Source organism: Microcoleus sp. D3_18_C2, assembly GCF_036702395.1.
In the GTDB taxonomy this organism is placed as follows: domain Bacteria; phylum Cyanobacteriota; class Cyanobacteriia; order Cyanobacteriales; family Microcoleaceae; genus Microcoleus.
This window is the reverse complement of record NZ_JAUBTG010000025.1, coordinates 22,243-42,887: the sequence shown is the minus strand read 5'-3', so window position 1 is coordinate 42,887 and position 20,645 is coordinate 22,243. Positions and strand designations below refer to the sequence as shown.

The window sequence follows — 20,645 nt, the reverse complement described above, 5'->3', positions numbered from 1 at the left end:
GAATTAAATAACTTACAATTTTAATTGTTATTGTGGGATGGGCGTCCCGCCCGTCCTTTTTGGATGGGCGGGACGCCCATCCCACAATCTTGTGGAAGTTATTTAATTCTCATTCCTAATGGGATGGAGTAAGAAATTCACAAAGGATTTAGGATTGCTATAAGAACTACAGAGTAATGAAATCGCTAGCGGTGAGAATACCGGGGGTAATATTGTTAAGCTTCGCCAACAATTGATTGGTGTCCGTCACAGTAATCAAAGTTTGATTGTTGCTGGAAGTAATACTGAGTTGATTAAAACTCAATTCAGAATTCAACCCAATTAAATCCTCTCCCTTGCGGAAATCATTAATGATGTCGCTACCCAAACTTTGATTGAGGAAAAACACATCATTTCCCGAACCTCCCGTCAATGTATCGTCCCCAACATCCCCGGAAAGGAAATCGGCACCGCTGCCACCGCTGAGAATATCATTACCTTTGCCTCCGTACAGGCTATCGTTACCGATGTCGCCACAGATCACATCGTTTTCATTGCCGCCCAACACCAAGTCGTTGCCCTCACCGCCATCGAGACTGTCGTTTTCTTTGCCGCCGTACAGGGTATCGTTACCGATGTCGCCAAAAATCAGGTCTGCACCTTCATTGCCAAAGGCAATATCGTTGTCGTTTCCGGCATTAATTGTGTCATTTCCTAAGTTGCCTAAAATGTAGTCGTCGCCATCTTCACCCAGCAAGATATCGTCATCTTTACCGCCGAAAATGCTGTCGTTGCCAAGGCCGCCGGCAACTGTATCATTGCCTAAATCTCCCCTCAACAAGTCCTCGCCCTCACCACCAACCACAGTGTCATTATCTTTGCCAGCGTAGATGGTATCGTTGCCAGCGCTGCCAGAGATGAAATCGCTGCCTTCATTGCCGAAGATTGAGTCGTTATCTGCGCCGCCGTCAATGTTGTCATTGCCGCCCATGCCGTAGAGAGTATCGTTGCCGACTTGTCCGTTAATTGAATCGTTGATGACACCGCCCATGATGAAATCGGTAGTGTCGCCGCCGTTGATTGTTTGTTGGACGGGGTTGGGGGTGATGGTAGCAGGATCTAGTTGCGGGGCGTTGAGGCTATCGAGTAGGCAATCATCCGAAGCTGGAGTTGGAGTGGGCGTGGGAGTCGGTTCCGGTGTGGGCGTGGGAGTCGGTTCCGGTGTGGGCGTGGGAGTCGGTTCCGGTGTCGGAGTGGGAGTCGGTTCCGGTGTGGGCGTGGGAGTCGGTTCCGGTGTCGGAGTGGGAGTCGGTTCCGGTGTCGGAGTCGGAGTCGGTTCCGGTGTGGGAGTCGGAGTCGGTTCCGGTGTGGGAGTCGGTTCCGGTGTGGGCGTGGGAGTCGGTTCCGGTGTCGGAGTCGGAGTCTCAGTTGGAGTGGGCGTCGGAGTTGGAGTCGGCGTGACTGTAGGGTTCAATTCATAAGCGCCAATATCAACGATCGCACTTCCGTTATTATCACCATCAGCCGGGCGACTCACACCGCGCTGATCTGTCGCTGGCGCGCCCACACCAGTACCAGTATCAATTGCCGGACTTCCTGTTAGCAGTGGTCGCACGAAAGCGCCGTTAATATTTTCCAAAGGGCCCAGTAAGGGGTCGGCGATCGTCACATTTGCCGTAACATTACTATCATTAGGATCTCCCACCGTCAGTTTAGCGGGAAATTGAATATTGTTTCCCCCATCGATTAGCTGCCGTCCAGTGTGCTGCCTCGTTTTAAAAGGATTACTTGCCGTATTCCTATCAAAAATAGAATTCTTGACAGTAATTGGCGATTTCACAGGGTCGTTGAAAGTAGCAATACCTCCCGAAAATTCAGCGGTATTTTGAGCAAAAGTCGAATTGACGATGTTAGTCGAAAAGGAATCTCTGTTAGCGACAAGCATTCCTCCGCCCTGCTTATCCGCGCTGTTGCCGGAAAATGTACTGTTGACAATGCTGATATTTCCATTCTCTCCTGACCACAAACCGCCCCCATTATCTTCAGCTTGGTTATTAGCAAAAGTGGAATTTGTTACCGTAAGTTCGGTATTTCCGTGACGAATTGCGCCTCCCGAACCTCCAACTCCTGCTAGATCCTTGACAGCTTTATTGTTAATAAAAGTGCTATTTTCCAAGACCACTTTATCTTGCAAATAACCAAACAAAAAGGCTGCGCCTCCTTCTCTCGCTCCGATATTGCCATCAAAAAGGCTGTTGCGGATAGCAATAGTTCCGGCAACTGGGCCGGGGGTTGCATTCGGTCCCGAAGCATTAGCGCCATCGACGTAAACTGCCCCGCCAACGCCTTTATCTGTGCGGTTCCCTGTGAATTTAGAGTTTTCGATCGTCATGCTGCCCAACAGGTTATTAACCGCACCGCCGTAGCTGCCTTTGTTGTTGGTAAATTCGCTATCTCTGATAGTCAGAACACCGCCGCTTTTAGTGGCGATCGCGCCGCCACCACGTTCGGTATTGTTAGCTAGTGAACCATCATTGTCGCTAAACTTGCTGTTAATGACAGTCGTCGTGCTGCGAAAACCCGTGTAAATGCCGCCACCAAAACCCGCCACATTATTATTGACTTGGCAATTTTCTAAAGTTAAAGTGCTGCTACCTCCTGTTTGAATGCCACCACCGGCGCTAGTTGTCTGATTATTTGGGTCAGTACCAGAAACTCGGCCGTTGGCAATAATCAGGTTTTTTAGAGTAACATTTGTTGCACCTTCTGTGAGAATGACCCGCGAAGCATTGTTGCCACTGATGGTTAAATTGGCTGCACCAACGGCGTCAATTGTCAAGTTTTTGTTGATAACAAGTTGACCATTCGTTAGGGTAATTGTTTGGCCCGCAAGAGTGGAGGCAAATTGAATGGTATCGCCGGCTGCTGCGGAGGCGATCGCATCTCTCAATGAACCCGGCCCGCTATCATTATTGTTGGTAACGGTAATAGTTGCTAAAGTCCCTTGATAATCCGCCATTGCCTCTGGAGTCAAGGCTAGCGGTGCTTCAATGTCACCCTTGGCAAACTCCAAATTCCAGTTACCACCGCGGCCAGTGCGATCGCTAGATGCAGCAATATCAGCCCCGGTTAACTCGCCCAGGCGATCGACAAAATCGCTTCCCGAACCCGCAGCAACATCGCAACCGTAAAGCACAATATCTGCTTTCTCGCTTAGCGCATTTCGCCACCCTTGCAACTGGCTTTCATATTGTGATAAATTATCCGAATTCAGCGTTGCAGAACCTAGCTGCAAGCTACCAGAATTGCCGTGAGAAATAATGTGAACTTGGTCTACAGTTTCCCCCGCAGCCGAAATTGTTTGCAGTTTCGCAGTAATTTGCTCGACTCCGTTACCATTTTTATCTAAAATGATAATCTCTGCACCGGGAAGCACGCCACCGGCAAGAGTTTGATAGTCATCTAAGTCGGAATCAATGAAGACAATAGATTTAGAACCAGCATTGTGGAGAACAGATTGTGAATCCATGTTGGTGGCAAAAGTTGAACTCATTTGGCATACCCATGAGAATGTTTACTATTTGCTGGTAGATTCACCTTGAAAGCAGAAGGCTAGAGATGCAGAAGGCAGTAGGCAGAATTAAAACCTCGGTAATCCATCGGGGATATTAAAATTCAGGGAAAAACTTGAATCTTATCCTTAAGTGAAACCCGATACTTTTCTACCTAATCAGCTTTTGCTGTGTAAAAATTGCGGTTTTTTTTAGCAATTAAATGCAGAGGATGTAATGTAAATAGTCCGGCACTGGAACCTCTATAGGTAGATTTGCTATGCACACCATTAGCCAGATACGTAGTGCATCAAACCATTGGGAAGCATTAGTCAGGTAAAACTCAGAAAATATTTTATGTGGTTCTGAGTTCCTGAGAATTGCTCTAGCTAGTACCTGATACATTCACATTAGATAAAACCAGGAAAATTCCCTAAAATTTTGATTAATTTAACTTTTTTCCTATCTGTAAAAAAGTTCCCACAAATCTAAAAATTATTGGTTGAGAAAGCAGGCTTTATTCGGCCGCTACTTATGGTTAGCCAGCTCAGGATTGCAATAGACGGGTGTGTCTCATTCTAGGTGTGGGCGATCGGCAATAAACAAGATTTATTACCGATCGCACTTGAAAAGAATCAGATCGATCGCTCCTCTTCGTTGGCGTAGCCCCCGTAGGGGCGCAGGGCTGTTTCATTCTCAAGAAAACGATGATTTTGACTCTTGTAGTGCTACCCCTACTCCCCGTGCCTACCCTCCCCATCCACGATTTGCTCATGTTTCAGAGATTGGGGCAGCCACGGGGGGCTGCCCCTACAAGAGAATGAAACAGCCCTGCGTAGGGGCGGGCTGCTGATGGCGCACCCTACCCCAGCCAGTTAGATTGTTACCTGAGTGAAATCGCTAGCGGTGAGAATACCGGGGGTAATATTGTTAAGCTTCGCCAACAATTGATTGGTGTCCGTCACAGTAATCAAAGTTTGATTGTTGCTGGAAGTAATACTGAGTTGATTAAAACTCAAACCAGAACTCAACCCAATTAAATCCTCTCCCTTGCGGAAATCAGTAATGATGTCGCTACCCAAACTTTGATTGAGGAAAAACACATCATTTCCCGAACCACCAGTCAATGTATCGTCCCCAACATCGCCGCTGAGGAAATCCTCCCCAGCACCGCCGCTGAGAATATCATTAGCTTTGCCGCCGTACAGGCTATCGTTACCGATGTCGCCGAACAGCACATCGTTTTCATTGCCGCCCAACAGCAAGTCGTTGCCCTCACCGCCATTGAGACTGTCGTTTTCTTTGCCGCCGTAAAGCGTGTCATTTCCCAATAAGCCAAAAATCAGGTCTGCACCTTCATTGCCAAAGGCAATATCGTTGCCATTTCCAGCATTAAGTGTGTCATTTCCCAAGTTGCCTAAAATGTAGTCGTCTCCATCTTCACCGAGTAAGATATCGTCATCTTTACCGCCGAAAATGCTGTCGTTGCCAAAGCCCCCGGCAACTGTATCATTGCCTAAATCTCCCCTCAACAAGTCGTCGCCCTCACCACCAACCACAGTGTCATTATCTTTGCCAGCGTAGATGGTATCGTTGCCAGCGTCGCCAGAGATGAAATCGCTGCCTCCATTGCCGAAGATTGAGTCGTTATCTGCACCGCCGTCAATGTTGTCATTGCCGCCCATACCGTAAAGAATATCGTTGCCGACTTGTCCGTTAATCGACTCGTTGATGCCACCGCCCATGATGAAATCGGCATCGTTACCGCCGTTGATTGTTTGTTGGACGGGGTTGGGGGTGATGGTGGCAGAGTCGAGTTGCGGGGCGTTGAGGCTATCGAGCAGGGAACCATCCGAGGCCGGAGTTGGTGTCGGTGCGGGAGTTGGTGTCGGCGGCGGAGTCGGCACAGGTGTGGGAGTTGGTGCCGGTTCCGGTGTGGGAGTTGGTGCCGGTTCCGGTGTGGGAGTCGGAGTCGGTTCCGGTGTGGGAGTTGGAGTCGGTTCGGGCGTCGGAGTAGGCGCCGGAGTCGGTGTGGGCGCCGGAGTCGGTGTGGGTGTCGGAGTCTCAGTCGGAGTCGGCGCGGGCGTCGGAGTTGGCGCCGGAGTCGGTGTGGGAGTTGGAGTCGGTTCCGGTGTGGGAGTTGGCGCCGGAGTCGGTGTGGGAGTTGGAGTCGGTTCCGGTGTGGGAGTTGGCGCCGGAGTCGGTGTGGGCACTGGGACGACACTACCTCCCAATTCAAAAGAGCCGCTGTCCACGATCGCACCTGGAATGCTGTCGCCATCTTGAGGGCGAGTCAGGCCTCGCTGATCTGTAGCGGGTGCGTCGGTGGCAATCCCTTTATCAATTGCCGGACTTCCTGTCAGCAGGGGCCTGACTAAAGCGCCGTTGATGTTTTGCAAAGGGCCAAGTAAGGGGTCTGCGATCGTCACACTTGCCGTCGCATTGACATCGCTTCCGTCATTGGGGTTTTTGGCCGGCCACTGAAAATTCCCTCCTCGATCGCTATATTGGGCGGTGACGTGTTGCTGAATGCCCCAAGGGTTTCCTCCGTTAGCCGCTGTATTGTTGGAAAGAATAGTGTTTTTGAGGGTGACATTATTGGCATTGGCGAAGATACCTCCACCAACCCAGCCTGCAGAATTATCGGCGATCGTCGTGTTGAGAATGGTTGTGGGTGCACCAAGAGTCATTGCACCGCCGAGTTTGTTGAAATCACCAGCAGCAAAGGCCGTGGAGTTGCCAGAAAACGTACTGTTAGTAATCGTAGTAGGGACATTTCGCATCCACAGCCCGCCACCTTGATTATTGGCTTTGTTGCCCGCAAAGGTGGTGTTGGCAATGGTCAATCCCTGGTTGGTGCTGTCGCTCAAAATCGTTACCCCACCACCGTTTCCATCATTTCCACCGTTGGGTAGCGCCAGAATTTCGTTATTTTGGAAGGTGCTGTCTGCAATACTTACGCTATCTTGGGTGCCGGTAAACAGATAAGCTGCTCCGCCTTCGCCTCGCCCTTTGTTGTCTTGGAATACGCTTTTGCTGATTTTAATTGTGCCGGAAGGCTCGTCAGTAGAACTGGCGCGGTCTGTGTAAATTGCCCCGCCGAAACCCCTTAAAAAAGAATTGCCGTTGGGATCGTTTGGGGCGAACTGGCCGGAGGTGGTATCGTTGCCGATGAATCGCGAGTTTTCAACTGTTAACTTGCCGTTTAGGCTGTTAATTGCCCCACCATTAATTCCTAAGTTGTTGGTGAAGTCGCTGTTAACAACGGTGAGGTTTTTATTACTTGCAAAAGCAATACCGCCAGCGCCACGTTCATCGTTGGTTGCAGTGGCTTTATTTCCGGTGAATTTACTGTCGGTAACGGTCAGGGTGTTGTTCCAGCCGCTGAAGATTGCACCGCCGCCTTTATCAGCCACGTTGTTGGTAAACTGAACGTTTTCTACGGTCATCGTTACTTCGTCTTGTGTACCGATCGCCCCACCATTATCCACCGTTTTACCGTTGATAATAGCGAGGTTTTTGACTGTAAAATTCGTAGCAGTCGCAACGTTGGCATTGACAAAAAAGGCGCGGGATGCGTTGTTGCCACTGATGGTTAAACCGGGTGCGGCGGCGCCGTCAATGGTGATGTTTTTGCCAACGGGAATATCGAGTTGACCGCTGGTGAGGGTAATGGTTTGGTTGGCTAAACCTGGAGCGAAGGTAATGATATCGCCGGCAACAGCGGTGGCGATCGCAGCCCTTAATGAACCCGGCCCGCTATCGCTATTGTTGGCTACTACGATCGTAGCTAAATCACCTTGGTAACTTGCCATAGCCTCTGGCCCCAAGGCTAAGGGAGATTCAATCTGACCCTTAGCAAATTCTAAATTCCAGTCGCCGTTGCTGCCAGTTATGTTGGTAGAGGCCGCAACGTCAGCTCCGGTTAATTGACTGAATCGATCGACGAAATTAACACCTGTACCGCCTGCTACATCGCAGCCGTACAGCATGATGTCTGCTTCTGGGGCTAGTGAAGTTTGCCACTTTTCCAACTGGCTTTTGTATTGCTCTATGTTATCTGAACCCAGAGCGGTATTGCCTAATTGTAGGCTGCCTGAACTGCCGTGAGAAATAATGTGAACCGAGTCTATCGCCCCCTTAGTAGAGGCGTATTTTTCCATCTCGGATGTGATTTGTTCGATGCCGTTTTTGGTGCGATCGAGTATTACTACCTGCTGTCCGGGCAGCACTCCTGCTGTAATTGACTCGTAATCTTTCACGCCGGCGTCAATGAAGACTAAGGAGCGCACTGGCCGTTCTTCAAAAGCAGATTGTGAGTTAACTTGAGCGAATGTAGAACTCATATTGGAGACTCCATTAAGGGCATTATTAGTAGATACACCCCGGAGTTATCTCATCAGGCTTATTTCATTATATCTTAACACCCAATTGATAGATGATGCCTTTTTAAAAATATTTTTGTTGATTTATTTTGCTCGGCATTTGCATTTTTACTTTTAACCAAAATGGAAATATGAGCCTCTATCTATGGGAATAGATCGCAATATTAATCGGGAATATTGAAATAAATCTAGGTTCTATTATCCAATTTTTTTTTGACCACGAATTTCAAAGGTGGTATCAAGCCCCCGAATTTATCCGTGGAATCAATCCAAAATCGAAAATCGAAAATCCTCAAGAAAGAGCATTTATCTCGCGCAAGTCAATCTAAAATCTAAAATCTAAAATCTAAAATCGATTGACCTTATTTTGCTAATAGTAGGCTGAGTTGAGGGATGCGGAAATAGTGGAGGTAATTCACCCCCGAATAACTCCTCTTATATTTAGTAGTTTTTATTTGAGTGTGAGATTTTACGTAGAGGCACAATGCACTAGAGTTTCCCTAGCTGTATTTCATCCAATGGAAAACTGAATTATGTAGATTTTGAACAATTCTATATGCTTTGACTTTGCTAGGTTTGCGGTACACCTAAATACTGATTCCCAGGACGTTTGGTCGCATTTACTAACAGTCAAAACAATCTAAGATTAAGTGGAACCCCTCACGGTAAATCAATTGGCTTATCGCGCCCACCGCCGTTGCTGAATGTATCACTATCTCGATCGGCATAACACGAACCAAGTCCGCTGTTTTGAGTCAGAGAATTATGCGATTTTGGCAATTGACTTTTGTATGGTTCGAGGTAATCTGAACTGAGGATAACAAAGCCTAATTGCAGTTGGTTCGAGGGACAGTCATAAGTCGAGCCAACTTTGTCAATCTCTCTAAGGATAGAGGCAGATTTTTGAAGTTTCCAGGTAAATTTATCGATGCAGTAAGATTCCCCAGCCAATATTCTGGCAACAAAATATCCACCTTCATTGATGCTGGACTCCTTGACTACAAAGCTTTTGGATGGGGGATTTGCGTCTTCCGAGGCGGGAGTCGTTTCCCTTAAAGAAGTCAACATATTCCGTCCTCCAAAAGTGAGTTTAGCGGTAGATACAGCCTTGGAGTCAGAGCTTCTGAAACTGCCAGCGACCTTGTTTATTTCGCCCATTCTTATGTAACCTATCTATCAGTTTGCCCTATTTCTGCTGCACTGCCATCCGCGATCGCACGGAATTTATATTCTGCGTGTTTTCCCTTAGTTCCGGCAAACGCGCCATTACCGATCGATCCGGTATCCTATCCGCGATCCCACTTTCACAAAAGAATCCAACTGTAATATCATCTCCGAGCAATTAACCATAATATCCTGGTCGGGGCGGGTTTTTGAGATTGTCAATTATTGGCAGGTATTGTTCGTGAACCCGCCCCTACAATCGCGGTCCCACGACCGGATATGATATAAGCCCGTGCTTCAAAGCTCGATAGTCTTCAGTCATTCGGCCATCTAAAATCTAAAATTTAAAAGGGTATGACACTTAGTAGATTGGCCTCGCAACAGCACCCCTCAAGATTCTGTGGAAGATGGCGGTTTTTTCCCTGCATTGCGAATATTAATAATCTTGTTGAGCGCCTCAAACCAAAAACCAGCCCCCATAGAAATAGCTACCCCACTCAATATCCAACCAAACAATTTTGTAATCAAAGCCGGCCACAATAAATTCTTCTGCTTATCACGTTCTAAACTGTTCTGTTCGCTCCATCCAAAAGGCAGAGCTACCTCATCCAAAGCTATATCTACATCCTTTTGAACTTTTCTCAGACTTGTTAAATTATCTAATTTAGTCTCAGCATTGTTTCCCACCAACTGCTCAGCGTACAAATTAACAGTCGATCGCAACATCGAATCCTTCGACAACCGATTAATAATATGAATGGTATCAGCATTAGCAGCAACCGCGATCGCAGTTCCGAGCAAAATCGCCACCCCTCTAGCATTCCGCTTGTAAACACCAGAAGCACGCTCCATCGATTGGTCAAACCAAATTTCAATTTCTTTCTGAAACCGCTGCAACTGCTCTTGAGTATTTCCGCCACTTTTTTCAGCGCGCTGCGCTAAAATATAAAGGCTGCGTTTCAAAGATTCTGGCATACTGTCCAAGGTTTCTTGAATTTGTTGATAAATCGGACTCTCCTCTTTTAGCTCCATAATTTCTGCTACCGACTCTTGACTTTTTTTAACACTATTTAACAGATTGCTGAAACTAGGTTGCAGTTGCCCCAGCAGCGCCACCCGCTCAATTCTGCTGTCAAAACGAGCCTTGACAAATGCCATCTGCCTCTGAAAGTCTCTCCCTCCCTGCTCGGTTTCTGGTAGATAAACCTGAGAATCCTTAATATAAAATCCTAGCTTTTCCGACATTCGATCTAAGCTGTTGTTCAAACTTGCTAAATTGTTTTGATAATCTTCAACAACTCGATTGAACTCCGCAGTCAGCCACCTAAATTCTTGCTCAATAATCGGTTTAGTAGCATCCGGCAAACTCAGATTTTCTCCAATCTGTTGAATTTGTGCCAACTGTAAATCTTTAAATCTTTCCAATCTGGTTTTAGAGATAGAGCTGAGCAAACTAGAAACCTTTAAAGTCTCCAAAAGGCTAGCCGAAAAACACTCGGCTGGAATATAAGAAGGCCCACTGGATTTATTGCCGAAAACATTTTTAGTACCCGTAATTCCGTGGTACAAATCCCCCAGGCGGTGCGTAACAGAGCGGAATCCCTCTGATAACAGCCCTTTCGCTCCCTGATTCAAATCTTTGATAATCGGATTGGCGTAAATCGCATGGGCTAACTGTCCGACTCGCTTAAATTGCAGGGGATCTTTCGCACCTTCGCTGCCGCCAGAAATCAGCACTTCGATCGACTTCTTTAAATGTTCCGCCCGCCACTGCCAAACAGTAGCAATCAGTTCCTGAATTTCCGAAGCTAGCAAGCTTAAAGTCAGGTAGATAAATACTAAGCCAATGATAATATCTATAATTACAGGCAAGTTCATGGTATTTTCCTAGTCGCAAATAACTGCTGTCTAAGTTTACCCTCAGTTTGGGACGCTCAAAACTCTCTTAACTTATGTCAGAAATCTTTCCATTCCTTGGCCGCAAACCGAAAAATCGCTGGAATGACAGCTTTACAGACAAAGTGTGGATGCTGGCTTTTCTGTTGGCTGCAGTGCTGATTTTCGGGCTGAATCTGGGCGGCGTGGCTTTGCGGGATTGGGATGAAGGCATTGCAGCGCAGGTAAGTCGCGAAATTTGGCGCGGCAACTTAAATTGGCTGTATCCGACGATCGACTCTATGCCTTATTTCAACAAACCGCCGCTGGTACACTGGCTAATCGGGCTCTGTTTTGCCGTCGGCGGTGTCAGCGAATTGACGGCGAGGTTGGTACCGGCGATGCTGACGGCGGCTTCAGTGCCCTTGCTTTACGCCATTGGCAGGGAGTTGTTTCCTAGACGCTCGATCGCCATTTTTTCTGCCCTCGTGTATCTGACGCTGTTACCGGTGGTGCGGCATGGACGTTTGGCGATGTTGGATGGAGCAGTTTTGTGTTTTTTGCTGGGGGCGATGTGGTGTTTGCTACGATCGCGCCGCGACTTGCGCTACGCTTTGGGCGCAGGGATTGGGTTCGGACTCATTTGCCTCACTAAAGGCGTGATGTTGGGGCTGCTGCTGGCTGGGATGGGCTGTATTTTTTTGGTTTGGGATACCCCGCGACTCCTCACTTCTGGGTATCTTTGGGGCGGATTTGCGATCGGAACATTGCCAGTAGCTGCTTGGTATTTTGCCCAATGGCTGCACTACGGCCAATATTTCATCCACGCTAATTTAGTTAACGAATCTTTCCGGCGCATTTCGGAACCTGTAAGCAGTCACAGAGGCCCGCCTTGGTATTATCTTTTAGAAATTTTAAAATTAGCTTGGCCCTGGCAGTTATTTTGGCTGCAAGGGCTGCGTCTGAGTTGGGAAAATCGCAGTTTTCCCGGGCCAAAATTAGTATTGGTTTGGACTGGAGTATATCTGCTGGCTATTTCTGTGATGACTACTAAATTGCCGTGGTATGTTTTGCCAATTTATCCAGCTTTTGCTCTTGCTGTTGGCAGTTATCTCGCTGAAGTTTGGGAGCAACTATGGCTGCCGCCTGAGCCGATCAAAGAGGAAGCAGAAGAACGTTTTGATGCTATTTCTTTGTTGCCTCATCCCGCGATTTTGGCAGTGCTGGCTATAGTTGCTGTCGTCGGTTGCGTGTACTTCAGTGGCTGGGTATGGATCGGGGGACAAATTGCGCCTCCAGAGCGAGATTTGCAGTTAATGCTGATGTTTGTAGCTTTGACAATGACAATGGCGGCCGTGTTGCTGCACCGCAAAGACCGACAGTTTATATTAGTTTTAATTTGGGGAACTTACCTGACGCTGTTGGTATTGGTGGCTTCAGATAACTGGGTTTGGGAATTGGCGGAGGATTATCCGGTTAAGCCGATCGCCGAAATTGTCCGCACAGGAACTCCGGCGGGTCAACAAGTGTTTACTTCTCACCGCTTGGGCCGTCCATCGCTGAATTTTTACAGTCAACGCCAAGTTATTGTTGCCGACGCACCTACGCTCAAACAGAAATGGCAAACTCTTCCTCAACCTTATTTTCTGTTAGAAAAACCTGTTTTAAAACATTTAGGTTTGCAGAATGCTGAGGTTGTCAAAACAGCGGACGATTGGGTTGTGGTAACTCGAAAGTAAGCGTGTTTCCCCAAATTACCGTAGGGGCGGGTTCACCAACCATAATCGCCTCAGACCAAAAATCTCGAAAACCCGCCCCCACTTGGGCGGCAAATCCAAATCTACATTAGACCTCTTGCAAAAATAATTAGGACGGGCTCTGGGGCCCATCCCACAAGAGTTATTTTTTCTTGTGGGATGAGCCCCAGAGCCCGTCCCATCAATTGATGAAAAGCATTTTTGCAAGAGGTCTATTTTTGGGATGCAATCGCATATCAGATCAATCTAGGCGATCGGCTGTGTGCGGACGAGTTTACCAACAATTCATACCACAAACCAACAATCTCAAAAACCCCTACACAAACTCAACCTTAAAAAGCTTACCCAAAAATGTTACACTAAACAAAAGCCTCAGTTAAATGCTCTCTAATAGAACTATGCAACTTACTGAACAACGATACTACTCGATCGAGGAATATCTAGCACTAGAAGAAGCTGCGGACTACAAAAGCGAATACATTGACGGTGAAATATTTCCTATGGCCGGTGGCTCTACAAATCACAATCAAATAGCGCTCAACTTCAGTACCGAACTAAATTTTGCATTCAAAAAACTAGACTATCGAGTTTTCATGAGCGATGTCCGCTTGTGGATACCCAAGAAGCGCATCTATACTTATCCCGATGTGATGGTAGTATGTGGGAAGCCGGAGTATTATAATAACCGCACCGATACGATTACCAATTCCAGAGTAATTATTGAGGTTTTGTCAGCTTCAACTAAAGGATACGATCGCAGCAAAAAGTTTGAGGGATACCGCACAATTCCCACTCTTGAAGAATACTTATTGCTCGACCAAAATCGGAGATATATCGAACATTTTTCTAAGACGGATGATAAGCGATGGTCGTTTGCTGAGTACAATGAATTGGATGAGACGATCGCGCTTGCTTCACTATCCTTTGAAATTGCTGTGGCAGATATCTATAATAAAGTGAATTTTGAACAAGTAGATCGAGAAATTGCACCTGAAAAATGATTGTAGGGGCGGGTTTCACCAACCATCTGTGCCACTAATTAAGAAAATAAATAAACCCGCCCTGCCCGACAAAAAATCTCGATCGCCCGCAATTATTGTAGGGGCGGGTTCGCCAACCATTTTTGCCACTAATTGAGAAAATAAATAAACCCGCCCTGCCCAACGACTAATCCGAATCAATATTCTTTGCATTCGATCGCACATCAGGTTAATCTAGGTTATTGGTTGGGTGGGGGCGGGTTTATCTAGATTGTCTGCTGCTATTAAATATTATTCGTAAAACCCGCCCCTACCGCCTGTGTTTTTGGGAAAAAGATTATGAAATACGATCGCAACAAACACCACCGCCACTCAATTCGCCTACCTGGATATGATTATACGACTCCCGGTGCGTATTTTATCACTATTTGCAGTTGGCAGCGTGAATGTTTATTCGGCGAAGTCATTGATAATACAATGCAATTGAGTCCCTATGGTAAAACAGTTTTATTCAATTGGAGCATTCTTCCCAAACGTTATCAAAATGTGGCATTAGATAATTTTATTGTGATGCCAAATCACGTCCACGGGATTATTTTTTTGAAAGACAGCCCAGAAATAAATTATACAGAATCGGATAAATTGGCGCTGAGAAAATCAAAAATCCATCCTTTATCGGAAATTGTGCGGGGTATGAAAACATCTTCAGCGCGGCGAATTAACCAAATGCGATATTTGACTGGCGTATCAGTTTGGCAACGAGGTTATTACGAACATATCATCCGCAATGAAGAATCATTAGTTGCTATTCGGGAATACATCATTAATAATCCTTTGTCGTGGGCAAAAGATGAATTATATCCTCATAATTCAGTCAAAATTAATGAATCTAGCCCGCTGTCGATCGAATGTAATGGCAAATCTTATCTACAGTCGATCGTACTGTAACATTGCGTCGATGGCCCTCCGGGGCGGGTTTTACCAATAATCTATGTGAAAAACTAACAATCTCAAAAACCCGCCTCCACCCAGCCACAAATCCGCATCTACATTTGTGAAATACGATCGCACATCAGGTTAATCTAGGTTATTGGTTGGGTGGGGGCGGGTTTATCTAGATTGTCTGCTGGTATTAAATATTATTCGTAAAACCCGCCCCTACGATAGCGTGTAGGGGCGGGTTTCACCAACAATCTATGTGAAAAACTAACAATCTCAAAAACCCGCCCCCACCCAACTTGAGGATGTCGAGCGTTTCCATTCAATTAGTTTCCCCAGCGAGTGGGGAGTTACTGTTAAACAGTTACGCAAACAGGAGATCACATCAGGTTTCCATTCAATTAGTTTCCCCAACGAGTGGGGAGGGAAAAGCTAGGAATAAAGGCAAAAAGGCAGAATGTAAAGGCATATTTAGAGTTTCCATTCAATTAGTTTCCCCAACGAGTGGGGAGGTTATTACGAACAATTCAAAGCCGATAATATCGTATAACACGCTATCGTGTTTCCATTCAATTAGTTTCCCCAACGAGTGGGGAGTTAGGGGAGCTAAACGTCTACATTGCATTGAAAAAGTTTCCATTCAATTAGTTTCCCCAACGAGTGGGGAGTTAACGTGCCCCGATTTTGTTACACAAGATCGGCCAAGGGGAAATAGGCAACAGAGTTTCCATTCAATTAGTTTCCCCAACGAGTGGGGAGATTCAATCAGGGCAAATGCGATGCGCTGTTTCTGATTGAGTTTCCATTCAATTAGTTTCCCCAGCGAGTGGGGATTACAAATACTTCCTTGAAGTATATTGCCACATAGCGGAGTTTCCATTCAATTAGTTTCCCCAACGAGTGGGGAGCAGTTGGTCTACTAATTACCGGGGCCCGATCGCAATTCAGTTTCCATTCAATTAGTTTCCCCAACGAGTGGGGAGAATCAGCCGTGGGATGTCAGCACCGAATATATTCAAGAAATTGAGTTTCCATTCAATTAGTTTCCCCAACGAGTGGGGAGCGGAACCAACCTTAGACATCTTGGATCGTCTCAAGAAGTGTTTCCATTCAATTAGTTTCCCCAACGAGTGGGGAGTAAGAGAAATGCTTGTCGAGGATTGTTACGAGTTCGATCAGCACATTAAGTTTCCATTCAATTAGTTTCCCCAACGAGTGGGGAGTGTAAACCGAGTATGGAGTATTTTTTCTACTTTTTCGGGTTTCCATTCAATTAGTTTCCCCAACGAGTGGGGAGATCACCAATCAAGGCGGTGTCGCAGCCGGACACAAGTTTCCATTCAATTAGTTTCCCCAACGAGTGGGGAGTCTTCTCTTTGACTTTTTATATATTCACCAGTTTCATCAAGTTTCCATTCAATTAGTTTCCCCAACGAGTGGTGAGTTGGCAAGATGTTTCTAATAACTGGTTAGGTAATCCCCAGTTTCCATTCAATTAGTTTCCCCAACGAGTGGGGAGAAAATTTAGACAGCTTACAAAGTTGGGTGCGAGTAGAACTCGGTTTCCATTCAATTAGTTTCCCCAACGAGTGGGGAGGCGATCGCAAATTCAACGATTTAGCCTATCTGTCCCAGTTGGAAATGTTTCCATTCAATTAGTTTCCCCAACGAGTGGGGAGTGAACGACTCCGAATTATCTGAACTCAAGAAAGAAATTCAGTTTCCATTCAATTAGTTTCCCCAACGAGTGGGGAGTCCTCTATGATACACCCAAGACAGCGCAAGGTGTCTAGAGGCCCTTTGCGAGGCTCAGATATTTTTTGTGGAACTCACACCTGTGTTCGCTCATAATAATCCTTGAAACCCTTGCCCAGTAAAGCTGCGAGGCTCACGACGGAAAAAGGTCGTTTGAGCTAATTTACCACCAGCCTCGCAACCTGAGCTAAATAATCACTGACCCAGGTGCTTTTGTCACCGGCGCTCCCACACCCAAAACCTCCACCTGTCCCAAAGTATGGCGCGACACCGGATAAAACCGGATGCTGCGTCTAGGTTGATTAACTTTCGCAGCCGTCGCTGGAGTCCTGTAAATCTGGCAGTTGGCAAAACATACTCAAAGGTAGAATATTGTACCCATTTGCCATAACCTTTCAGGAAGTCATGCACTTTTTGCCTGGGCTTGTCAACTCGGATATCGTAGACAACGATATAAAGCGGCATACTTTATCGAATTCTATTTTGTGTTGAATAGGGATGGTAAAGTTTAGCTTTAGATGCAAGTTCAAGAGAAAAATTTTAGTTAAGTTTGTTAGTCCGCCAGGGGTTGAAACCCCGGCGAATCGGTAAATTCGTCGCGGATTTATTGGCTTATGTTTGCAGTTCGTAATGGGCGAGCGCAGCTACCAATTCATCATGCACTTTCGCCATCAAACTTGCTGACTTTAACGAAACAAACTTTTGCTGTGAAACAAAATTTAAACAGCCTAAAACCCTAGCTTCCCATTGTTCTCGACTATCAGTATTCCAAGCCTTGAACACATCTTTTTCCTGCAAGCCACGCAAGGAATGAAAAATAATATTTCTCTCATCTATAGTATTAGCAGCAACTACTTTAATGTGAGAATCTTGATTCCATTTATTTTGATCAGAATTTTCAAGTAAAGTAAATAGTGATTTACCAAACAAACCCACACTATTGTACTGCTCATTTTTATTGGCATTAAACCAATGCCGTAAATTTTGAGGCAGATTTACGTCATGGATATATGCTGTACTTGGTTGATTGGGATTAGAGTATTTAATTTGTAGCTTATACTTGTCTAATGCCCATTCTTTTATCGTTCCTTCCACAGCGCGAAAACTGTGAAATAGAGCCTCAACCGTATTACCCTGTCTAAGACGGATAACTCCTAAATAAGCAGCCTCATAGCCAGTCCACCACCACTGATTCAAACGCTCCTTTGCAACATCTCCCCTAGCCTTGCCAAAATCTTCAAACTTAGCAAAATTCCACTGTACAGCCATTGCTAATAAATCACGGATTTCCAGCAATAGCGGATCGGAAGAATCTTTCCAGTAAGGTTTTAAAATCCGCTCTACCCCCAAATAGTCATAACGACTTAATAGCGCTTTTGCTTCTTGAACTTGCATCCCCTGTAAATAAGTAGAGCTTTCTATAAAATCACCCTTTTTGGCTAAATCTGGTTCATACTCATTGCTAACCAAAAACTGGACTTTTTTACCAAACTTTGCTAGAGTTTCAAATTGAACCGCCGAAGAAATTGCCGGAGTTCCAGCTTGATGACTGACATAAAAGTTTGCACTTTTATCTAAATCCAAACTAGACAAAGCTTGTTGAACCAGAAACAGTGCTTTATTCCAACTATCTAATCCCTCATCTTTGGATTGAGGTTTCAATTCTAAGTAATCAATGGATTCAATTTTAGGAAACTTTTTCTGAAAATATCGTTCAAATATTGGTTTGAGCGTGCAAGTATCCTGCCAATAAGGACTTTTCTCTACTCTCCTATCTTCCTCATCAAAAACCGCTTCCTGATCGGTCATAATCAAGATTATTTGGTCAGGATTTGTTCTCCCTTTCTCTAACAGCTTTGCCGAAAAAGCATCCAGAAGCGGAAAGTGCAAATCCTCATAATATTCATCTGTTAACTGGCTGCCATAGACCATCCCCATCGTTCTAGCTGGTACAATGAAAGGTTCCTCATCATCAGTATTCGGCGGTCGTGTAGGTACAAAACGGCGATCGTATAATTGACTTCTGACCTTTTTGAACAAACTACCCCAATTGTCATCAGTTTTGAGCTTGACATCGCTGCTGCCAGTTGTCACAATCCAGATATTCATAATTATTCCTCAGTTGGCCAAAGTTTGATAAAGTCGCTCTGATTCTGTAAAAACTCAAGAAAATCTTGAGTTTTCTCCGATTTATCTGGAAAAATAGTCAAAAGCTCTACATACTCTTGCCTTTTTTGTCTTAATTCTCCGTTTTTAGTTGTGAGATAGCGGGGACACATCCGGTGCCAAATGCGACCGATGTTATTTAGTTTTCCCGTTAAATCGCTTTGCTTATTAATAGACTGATTTTTTGAGTACGGTTCGTGAAACCATTTAATTGCTTCGCTGCTATGCTGATCCTCAGCGATTCTTCCCCAAACTTCCACTTTTTCGGGATGCCAGACTTCACGCCAAGCCATAACCTGATGACTAGGTTCTAAATGATTAACTGTTAACCATTCTATTGCTCTCTGCTGACCCTCTGCCAGAAATTTAGTAATATTGCTGAGATTAGGATTAGCAGCCGTGACGTACAAATTTTTTGAACTTTCATTAAACTTCCAGTGGCAGCCGATCGCAGGTTTGTCATTTCTCTTAAAATACTCAGGGAAAAACAGGCTGTGATCGACCCGCCGCCACGACTTGCCAAAACCGCCAAGCAAGAGAGAAAATTTAATTAAATAAGTGACAAACTTTTTTAATTCCTTCTGCGGATACCTATTATTTAGATTCACAATGTCCAGTTTTCCTGCCTGTAAATCGTAGGTAGGCATGACTACCGGATTCCTCGTCGGATAATATCTGTGTTCACCAAAATCGAGTTCCTCAGCAGTAAAGTTAATCCCCAACTGCCCGATAATGGCCCCTGTATCATCGCGTGTTTCAACAATTCCTCCCCAAAGTTTTTTGGTTAACAGTTGTGCTGTATTGGCATCTGTGACCCCTGCCAACAACCGCAAAGTATGACCCCGCAGCGCAGCTTTAAACATATTGGGTCGAAATTCTGGGGTTCTATTCAGTAGTTGCGACGTTAATCCGCAGCCACTCAAATTGACAGAAAGTAAGATGCGATCGGCGCTTTCTACCTCTGCCATGCGACCATAACCTGCACTTACCCTAGAACCAATTCCGTGTCCTAAAGCTTTTTCCCAAATTTGCCAAATTTCCTCCCATTCTTGTTTTCCAAGTTGCTTGTTGCTGGAAATGCCAAATTGTAATTTACACTGATAAAGCGAGATTTGTACGTTAGCACTGGTGACGGCATTTTCCATCACTTGGCGCTTTTGCTGAGAGTGAACGACATCGACTAAACGCTCTTTTTCTCCCCAAGACATATCAGCGGGGAAGCCGCCGTGAAAGCGCAAAATTCCTGGTTTTGCACTACGCTGTCCGTCCTCTACAACCTCTCCCCCGCAGTATCCTTCTCGTTTTTGAGGAGGACACGATCGCCAGAAAGCCCCTTTCATGCTAGAACCAGGATAAAATGGCAAGCCTTTCGCGCCAATTATGGGTCGAATGACGCCTTCATCTTGTCCACTGTTTGTAACTAAACGCCAGCTAATGGTGTATTGTTTTGTTTCCACTCCTTGCCCGAATTCAGGCATTTTTACGGGTGATTTAGTTCGACCTCGTTTGTAGAGGGGAACGCTTTTATCGGCGCTTTCGGGGACGGGAGGACAGCATTCTAACCATTGTTCCACCCACTCAGAAGCGGGACCAGCATCGCCGGCGTACTGAATTTTGCCCCTTCCTTCCAATTGAGAGCGAAACATCAAAGGAACGCGATCGCTATCACTCATCTTCTTCACCTCCATTATTGCCATTATTCTTAGTAGGCTTATAACGTTGAGTCCACCACACCATACTGTCACAAAGTTGAGTCAGCACAGCTATAGCTACTTTACGCTGTTCGATAGGAAAATCCCACAATTTATTGGCCATAATTTTAATGGCTGCTGTATCGTCCGAACTGACATTATCATTGGGAATTTTAACGCCAGCATTTCCCATGATTTTTACTAGCGCCTTCCAAGTATCCCGCCAATAATCAGCCTTATCTTGATCTTTGACTAACCGAAACTGTTCTCCCCAAAATCGCTCTAAACCATAAGCAACTGCAACGCGCATTTTGTAGGCTTGATTGAGAGCGTCTTTTTTGTCACGATATTTGACAACTAAATCGTGAGCCTCTTGGTCTAATTTGTAAGATTCCCAAGCCAT

12 protein-coding genes and 1 CRISPR repeat array are annotated in these 20,645 nt (G+C 45.6%); of the genes, 3 read left to right on the top strand and 9 right to left on the bottom strand.

What is annotated here, in order from left to right; all coding sequences use genetic code 11:
• Positions 1–166 precede the first annotated feature (166 nt).
• The 4 genes from QUA88_RS16540 to QUA88_RS16525 form a co-directional block, all read right to left on the bottom strand.
• Positions 167–3,532: a DUF4347 domain-containing protein gene (locus QUA88_RS16540; protein ID WP_333232057.1), complete on the bottom strand. Its 3,366-nt coding sequence runs from the start codon at positions 3,530–3,532 to the stop codon at positions 167–169.
• Between the two features lie 873 nt (positions 3,533–4,405).
• A complete protein-coding gene (locus tag QUA88_RS16535; protein ID WP_333272686.1) occupies positions 4,406–7,876 on the bottom strand; it encodes a DUF4347 domain-containing protein in 3,471 nt (1,156 codons plus the stop codon).
• 699 nt (positions 7,877–8,575) lie between these two features.
• Complete coding sequence (locus QUA88_RS16530) at positions 8,576–8,983, bottom strand: hypothetical protein (protein ID WP_333272684.1); 408 nt, start codon at positions 8,981–8,983, stop codon at positions 8,576–8,578.
• 486 nt (positions 8,984–9,469) lie between these two features.
• Positions 9,470–10,957 (bottom strand): hypothetical protein, encoded by a 1,488-nt coding sequence (locus QUA88_RS16525; protein ID WP_333052979.1) that lies wholly within the window; start codon positions 10,955–10,957, stop codon positions 9,470–9,472.
• Between the two features lie 74 nt (positions 10,958–11,031).
• Here QUA88_RS16525 and QUA88_RS16520 point away from each other — a divergent pair, with 74 nt between their 5' ends.
• Both QUA88_RS16520 and QUA88_RS16515 read left to right on the top strand, forming a co-directional pair.
• On the top strand, positions 11,032–12,693 hold the full coding sequence (locus tag QUA88_RS16520) for a glycosyltransferase family 39 protein (protein WP_333272681.1): 1,662 nt from the start codon (positions 11,032–11,034) through the stop codon (positions 12,691–12,693).
• A 416-nt stretch (positions 12,694–13,109) separates the two neighbouring features.
• A complete protein-coding gene (locus QUA88_RS16515) occupies positions 13,110–13,712 on the top strand; it encodes a Uma2 family endonuclease (RefSeq protein WP_333211064.1) in 603 nt (200 codons plus the stop codon).
• Between the two features lie 15 nt (positions 13,713–13,727).
• On the opposite strand, the gene QUA88_RS16510 is transcribed toward QUA88_RS16515, so the two are convergent.
• Complete coding sequence (locus tag QUA88_RS16510; RefSeq protein WP_333211066.1) at positions 13,728–13,904, bottom strand: hypothetical protein; 177 nt, start codon at positions 13,902–13,904, stop codon at positions 13,728–13,730.
• Between the two features lie 126 nt (positions 13,905–14,030).
• On the opposite strand from QUA88_RS16510, the gene QUA88_RS16505 reads away from it, so the two are divergent.
• Entirely contained in the window at positions 14,031–14,639 is a 609-nt protein-coding gene (locus tag QUA88_RS16505; RefSeq protein WP_333211068.1) for a transposase, read from the top strand.
• A gap of 305 nt (positions 14,640–14,944) precedes the next feature.
• A CRISPR array of direct repeats spans positions 14,945–16,385; the repeat unit is 36 nt; unit sequence GTTTCCATTCAATTAGTTTCCCCAACGAGTGGGGAG.
• A 216-nt stretch (positions 16,386–16,601) separates the two neighbouring features.
• On the opposite strand, the gene cas2 is transcribed toward QUA88_RS16505, so the two are convergent.
• The 4 genes from cas2 to QUA88_RS16485 all read right to left on the bottom strand — a co-directional run bounded on the left by cas2 (position 16,602) and on the right by QUA88_RS16485 (position 20,645).
• On the bottom strand, positions 16,602–16,850 hold the full coding sequence (gene cas2 / locus QUA88_RS16500; RefSeq protein WP_333272676.1) for a CRISPR-associated endonuclease Cas2: 249 nt from the start codon (positions 16,848–16,850) through the stop codon (positions 16,602–16,604).
• A gap of 147 nt (positions 16,851–16,997) precedes the next feature.
• Positions 16,998–18,494 carry a hypothetical protein gene (locus QUA88_RS16495; protein WP_333272673.1) on the bottom strand — a complete coding sequence of 499 codons (1,497 nt, stop codon included), beginning with the start codon at positions 18,492–18,494 and terminating at the stop codon, positions 16,998–17,000.
• Between the two features lie 2 nt (positions 18,495–18,496).
• Entirely contained in the window at positions 18,497–20,224 is a 1,728-nt protein-coding gene (locus tag QUA88_RS16490; RefSeq protein ID WP_333272670.1) for a hypothetical protein, read from the bottom strand.
• Positions 20,217–20,645 (bottom strand): hypothetical protein, encoded by a 429-nt coding sequence (locus QUA88_RS16485; RefSeq protein WP_333272667.1) that lies wholly within the window; start codon positions 20,643–20,645, stop codon positions 20,217–20,219. Before QUA88_RS16485 ends, QUA88_RS16490 begins: the two co-directional genes overlap by 8 nt.

Bases quoted from the DNA above. Each gene is read 5' to 3' on its own strand.
- QUA88_RS16540 (WP_333232057.1), bottom strand. From the start codon at position 3,532: ATGAGTTCAACTTTTGCCACCAACATGGATTCACAATCTGTTCTCCAC.
- QUA88_RS16535 (WP_333272686.1), bottom strand. From the start codon at position 7,876: ATGAGTTCTACATTCGCTCAAGTTAACTCACAATCTGCTTTTGAAGAA.
- QUA88_RS16530 (WP_333272684.1), bottom strand. From the start codon at position 8,983: ATGTTGACTTCTTTAAGGGAAACGACTCCCGCCTCGGAAGACGCAAAT.
- QUA88_RS16525 (WP_333052979.1), bottom strand. From the start codon at position 10,957: ATGAACTTGCCTGTAATTATAGATATTATCATTGGCTTAGTATTTATC.
- QUA88_RS16520 (WP_333272681.1), top strand. From the start codon at position 11,032: ATGTCAGAAATCTTTCCATTCCTTGGCCGCAAACCGAAAAATCGCTGG.
- QUA88_RS16515 (WP_333211064.1), top strand. From the start codon at position 13,110: ATGCAACTTACTGAACAACGATACTACTCGATCGAGGAATATCTAGCA.
- QUA88_RS16510 (WP_333211066.1), bottom strand. From the start codon at position 13,904: ATGCAAAGAATATTGATTCGGATTAGTCGTTGGGCAGGGCGGGTTTAT.
- QUA88_RS16505 (WP_333211068.1), top strand. From the start codon at position 14,031: ATGAAATACGATCGCAACAAACACCACCGCCACTCAATTCGCCTACCT.
- cas2 (WP_333272676.1), bottom strand. From the start codon at position 16,850: ATGCCGCTTTATATCGTTGTCTACGATATCCGAGTTGACAAGCCCAGG.
- QUA88_RS16495 (WP_333272673.1), bottom strand. From the start codon at position 18,494: ATGAATATCTGGATTGTGACAACTGGCAGCAGCGATGTCAAGCTCAAA.
- QUA88_RS16490 (WP_333272670.1), bottom strand. From the start codon at position 20,224: ATGAGTGATAGCGATCGCGTTCCTTTGATGTTTCGCTCTCAATTGGAA.
- QUA88_RS16485 (WP_333272667.1), bottom strand. From the start codon at position 20,645: ATGGCTTGGGAATCTTACAAATTAGACCAAGAGGCTCACGATTTAGTT.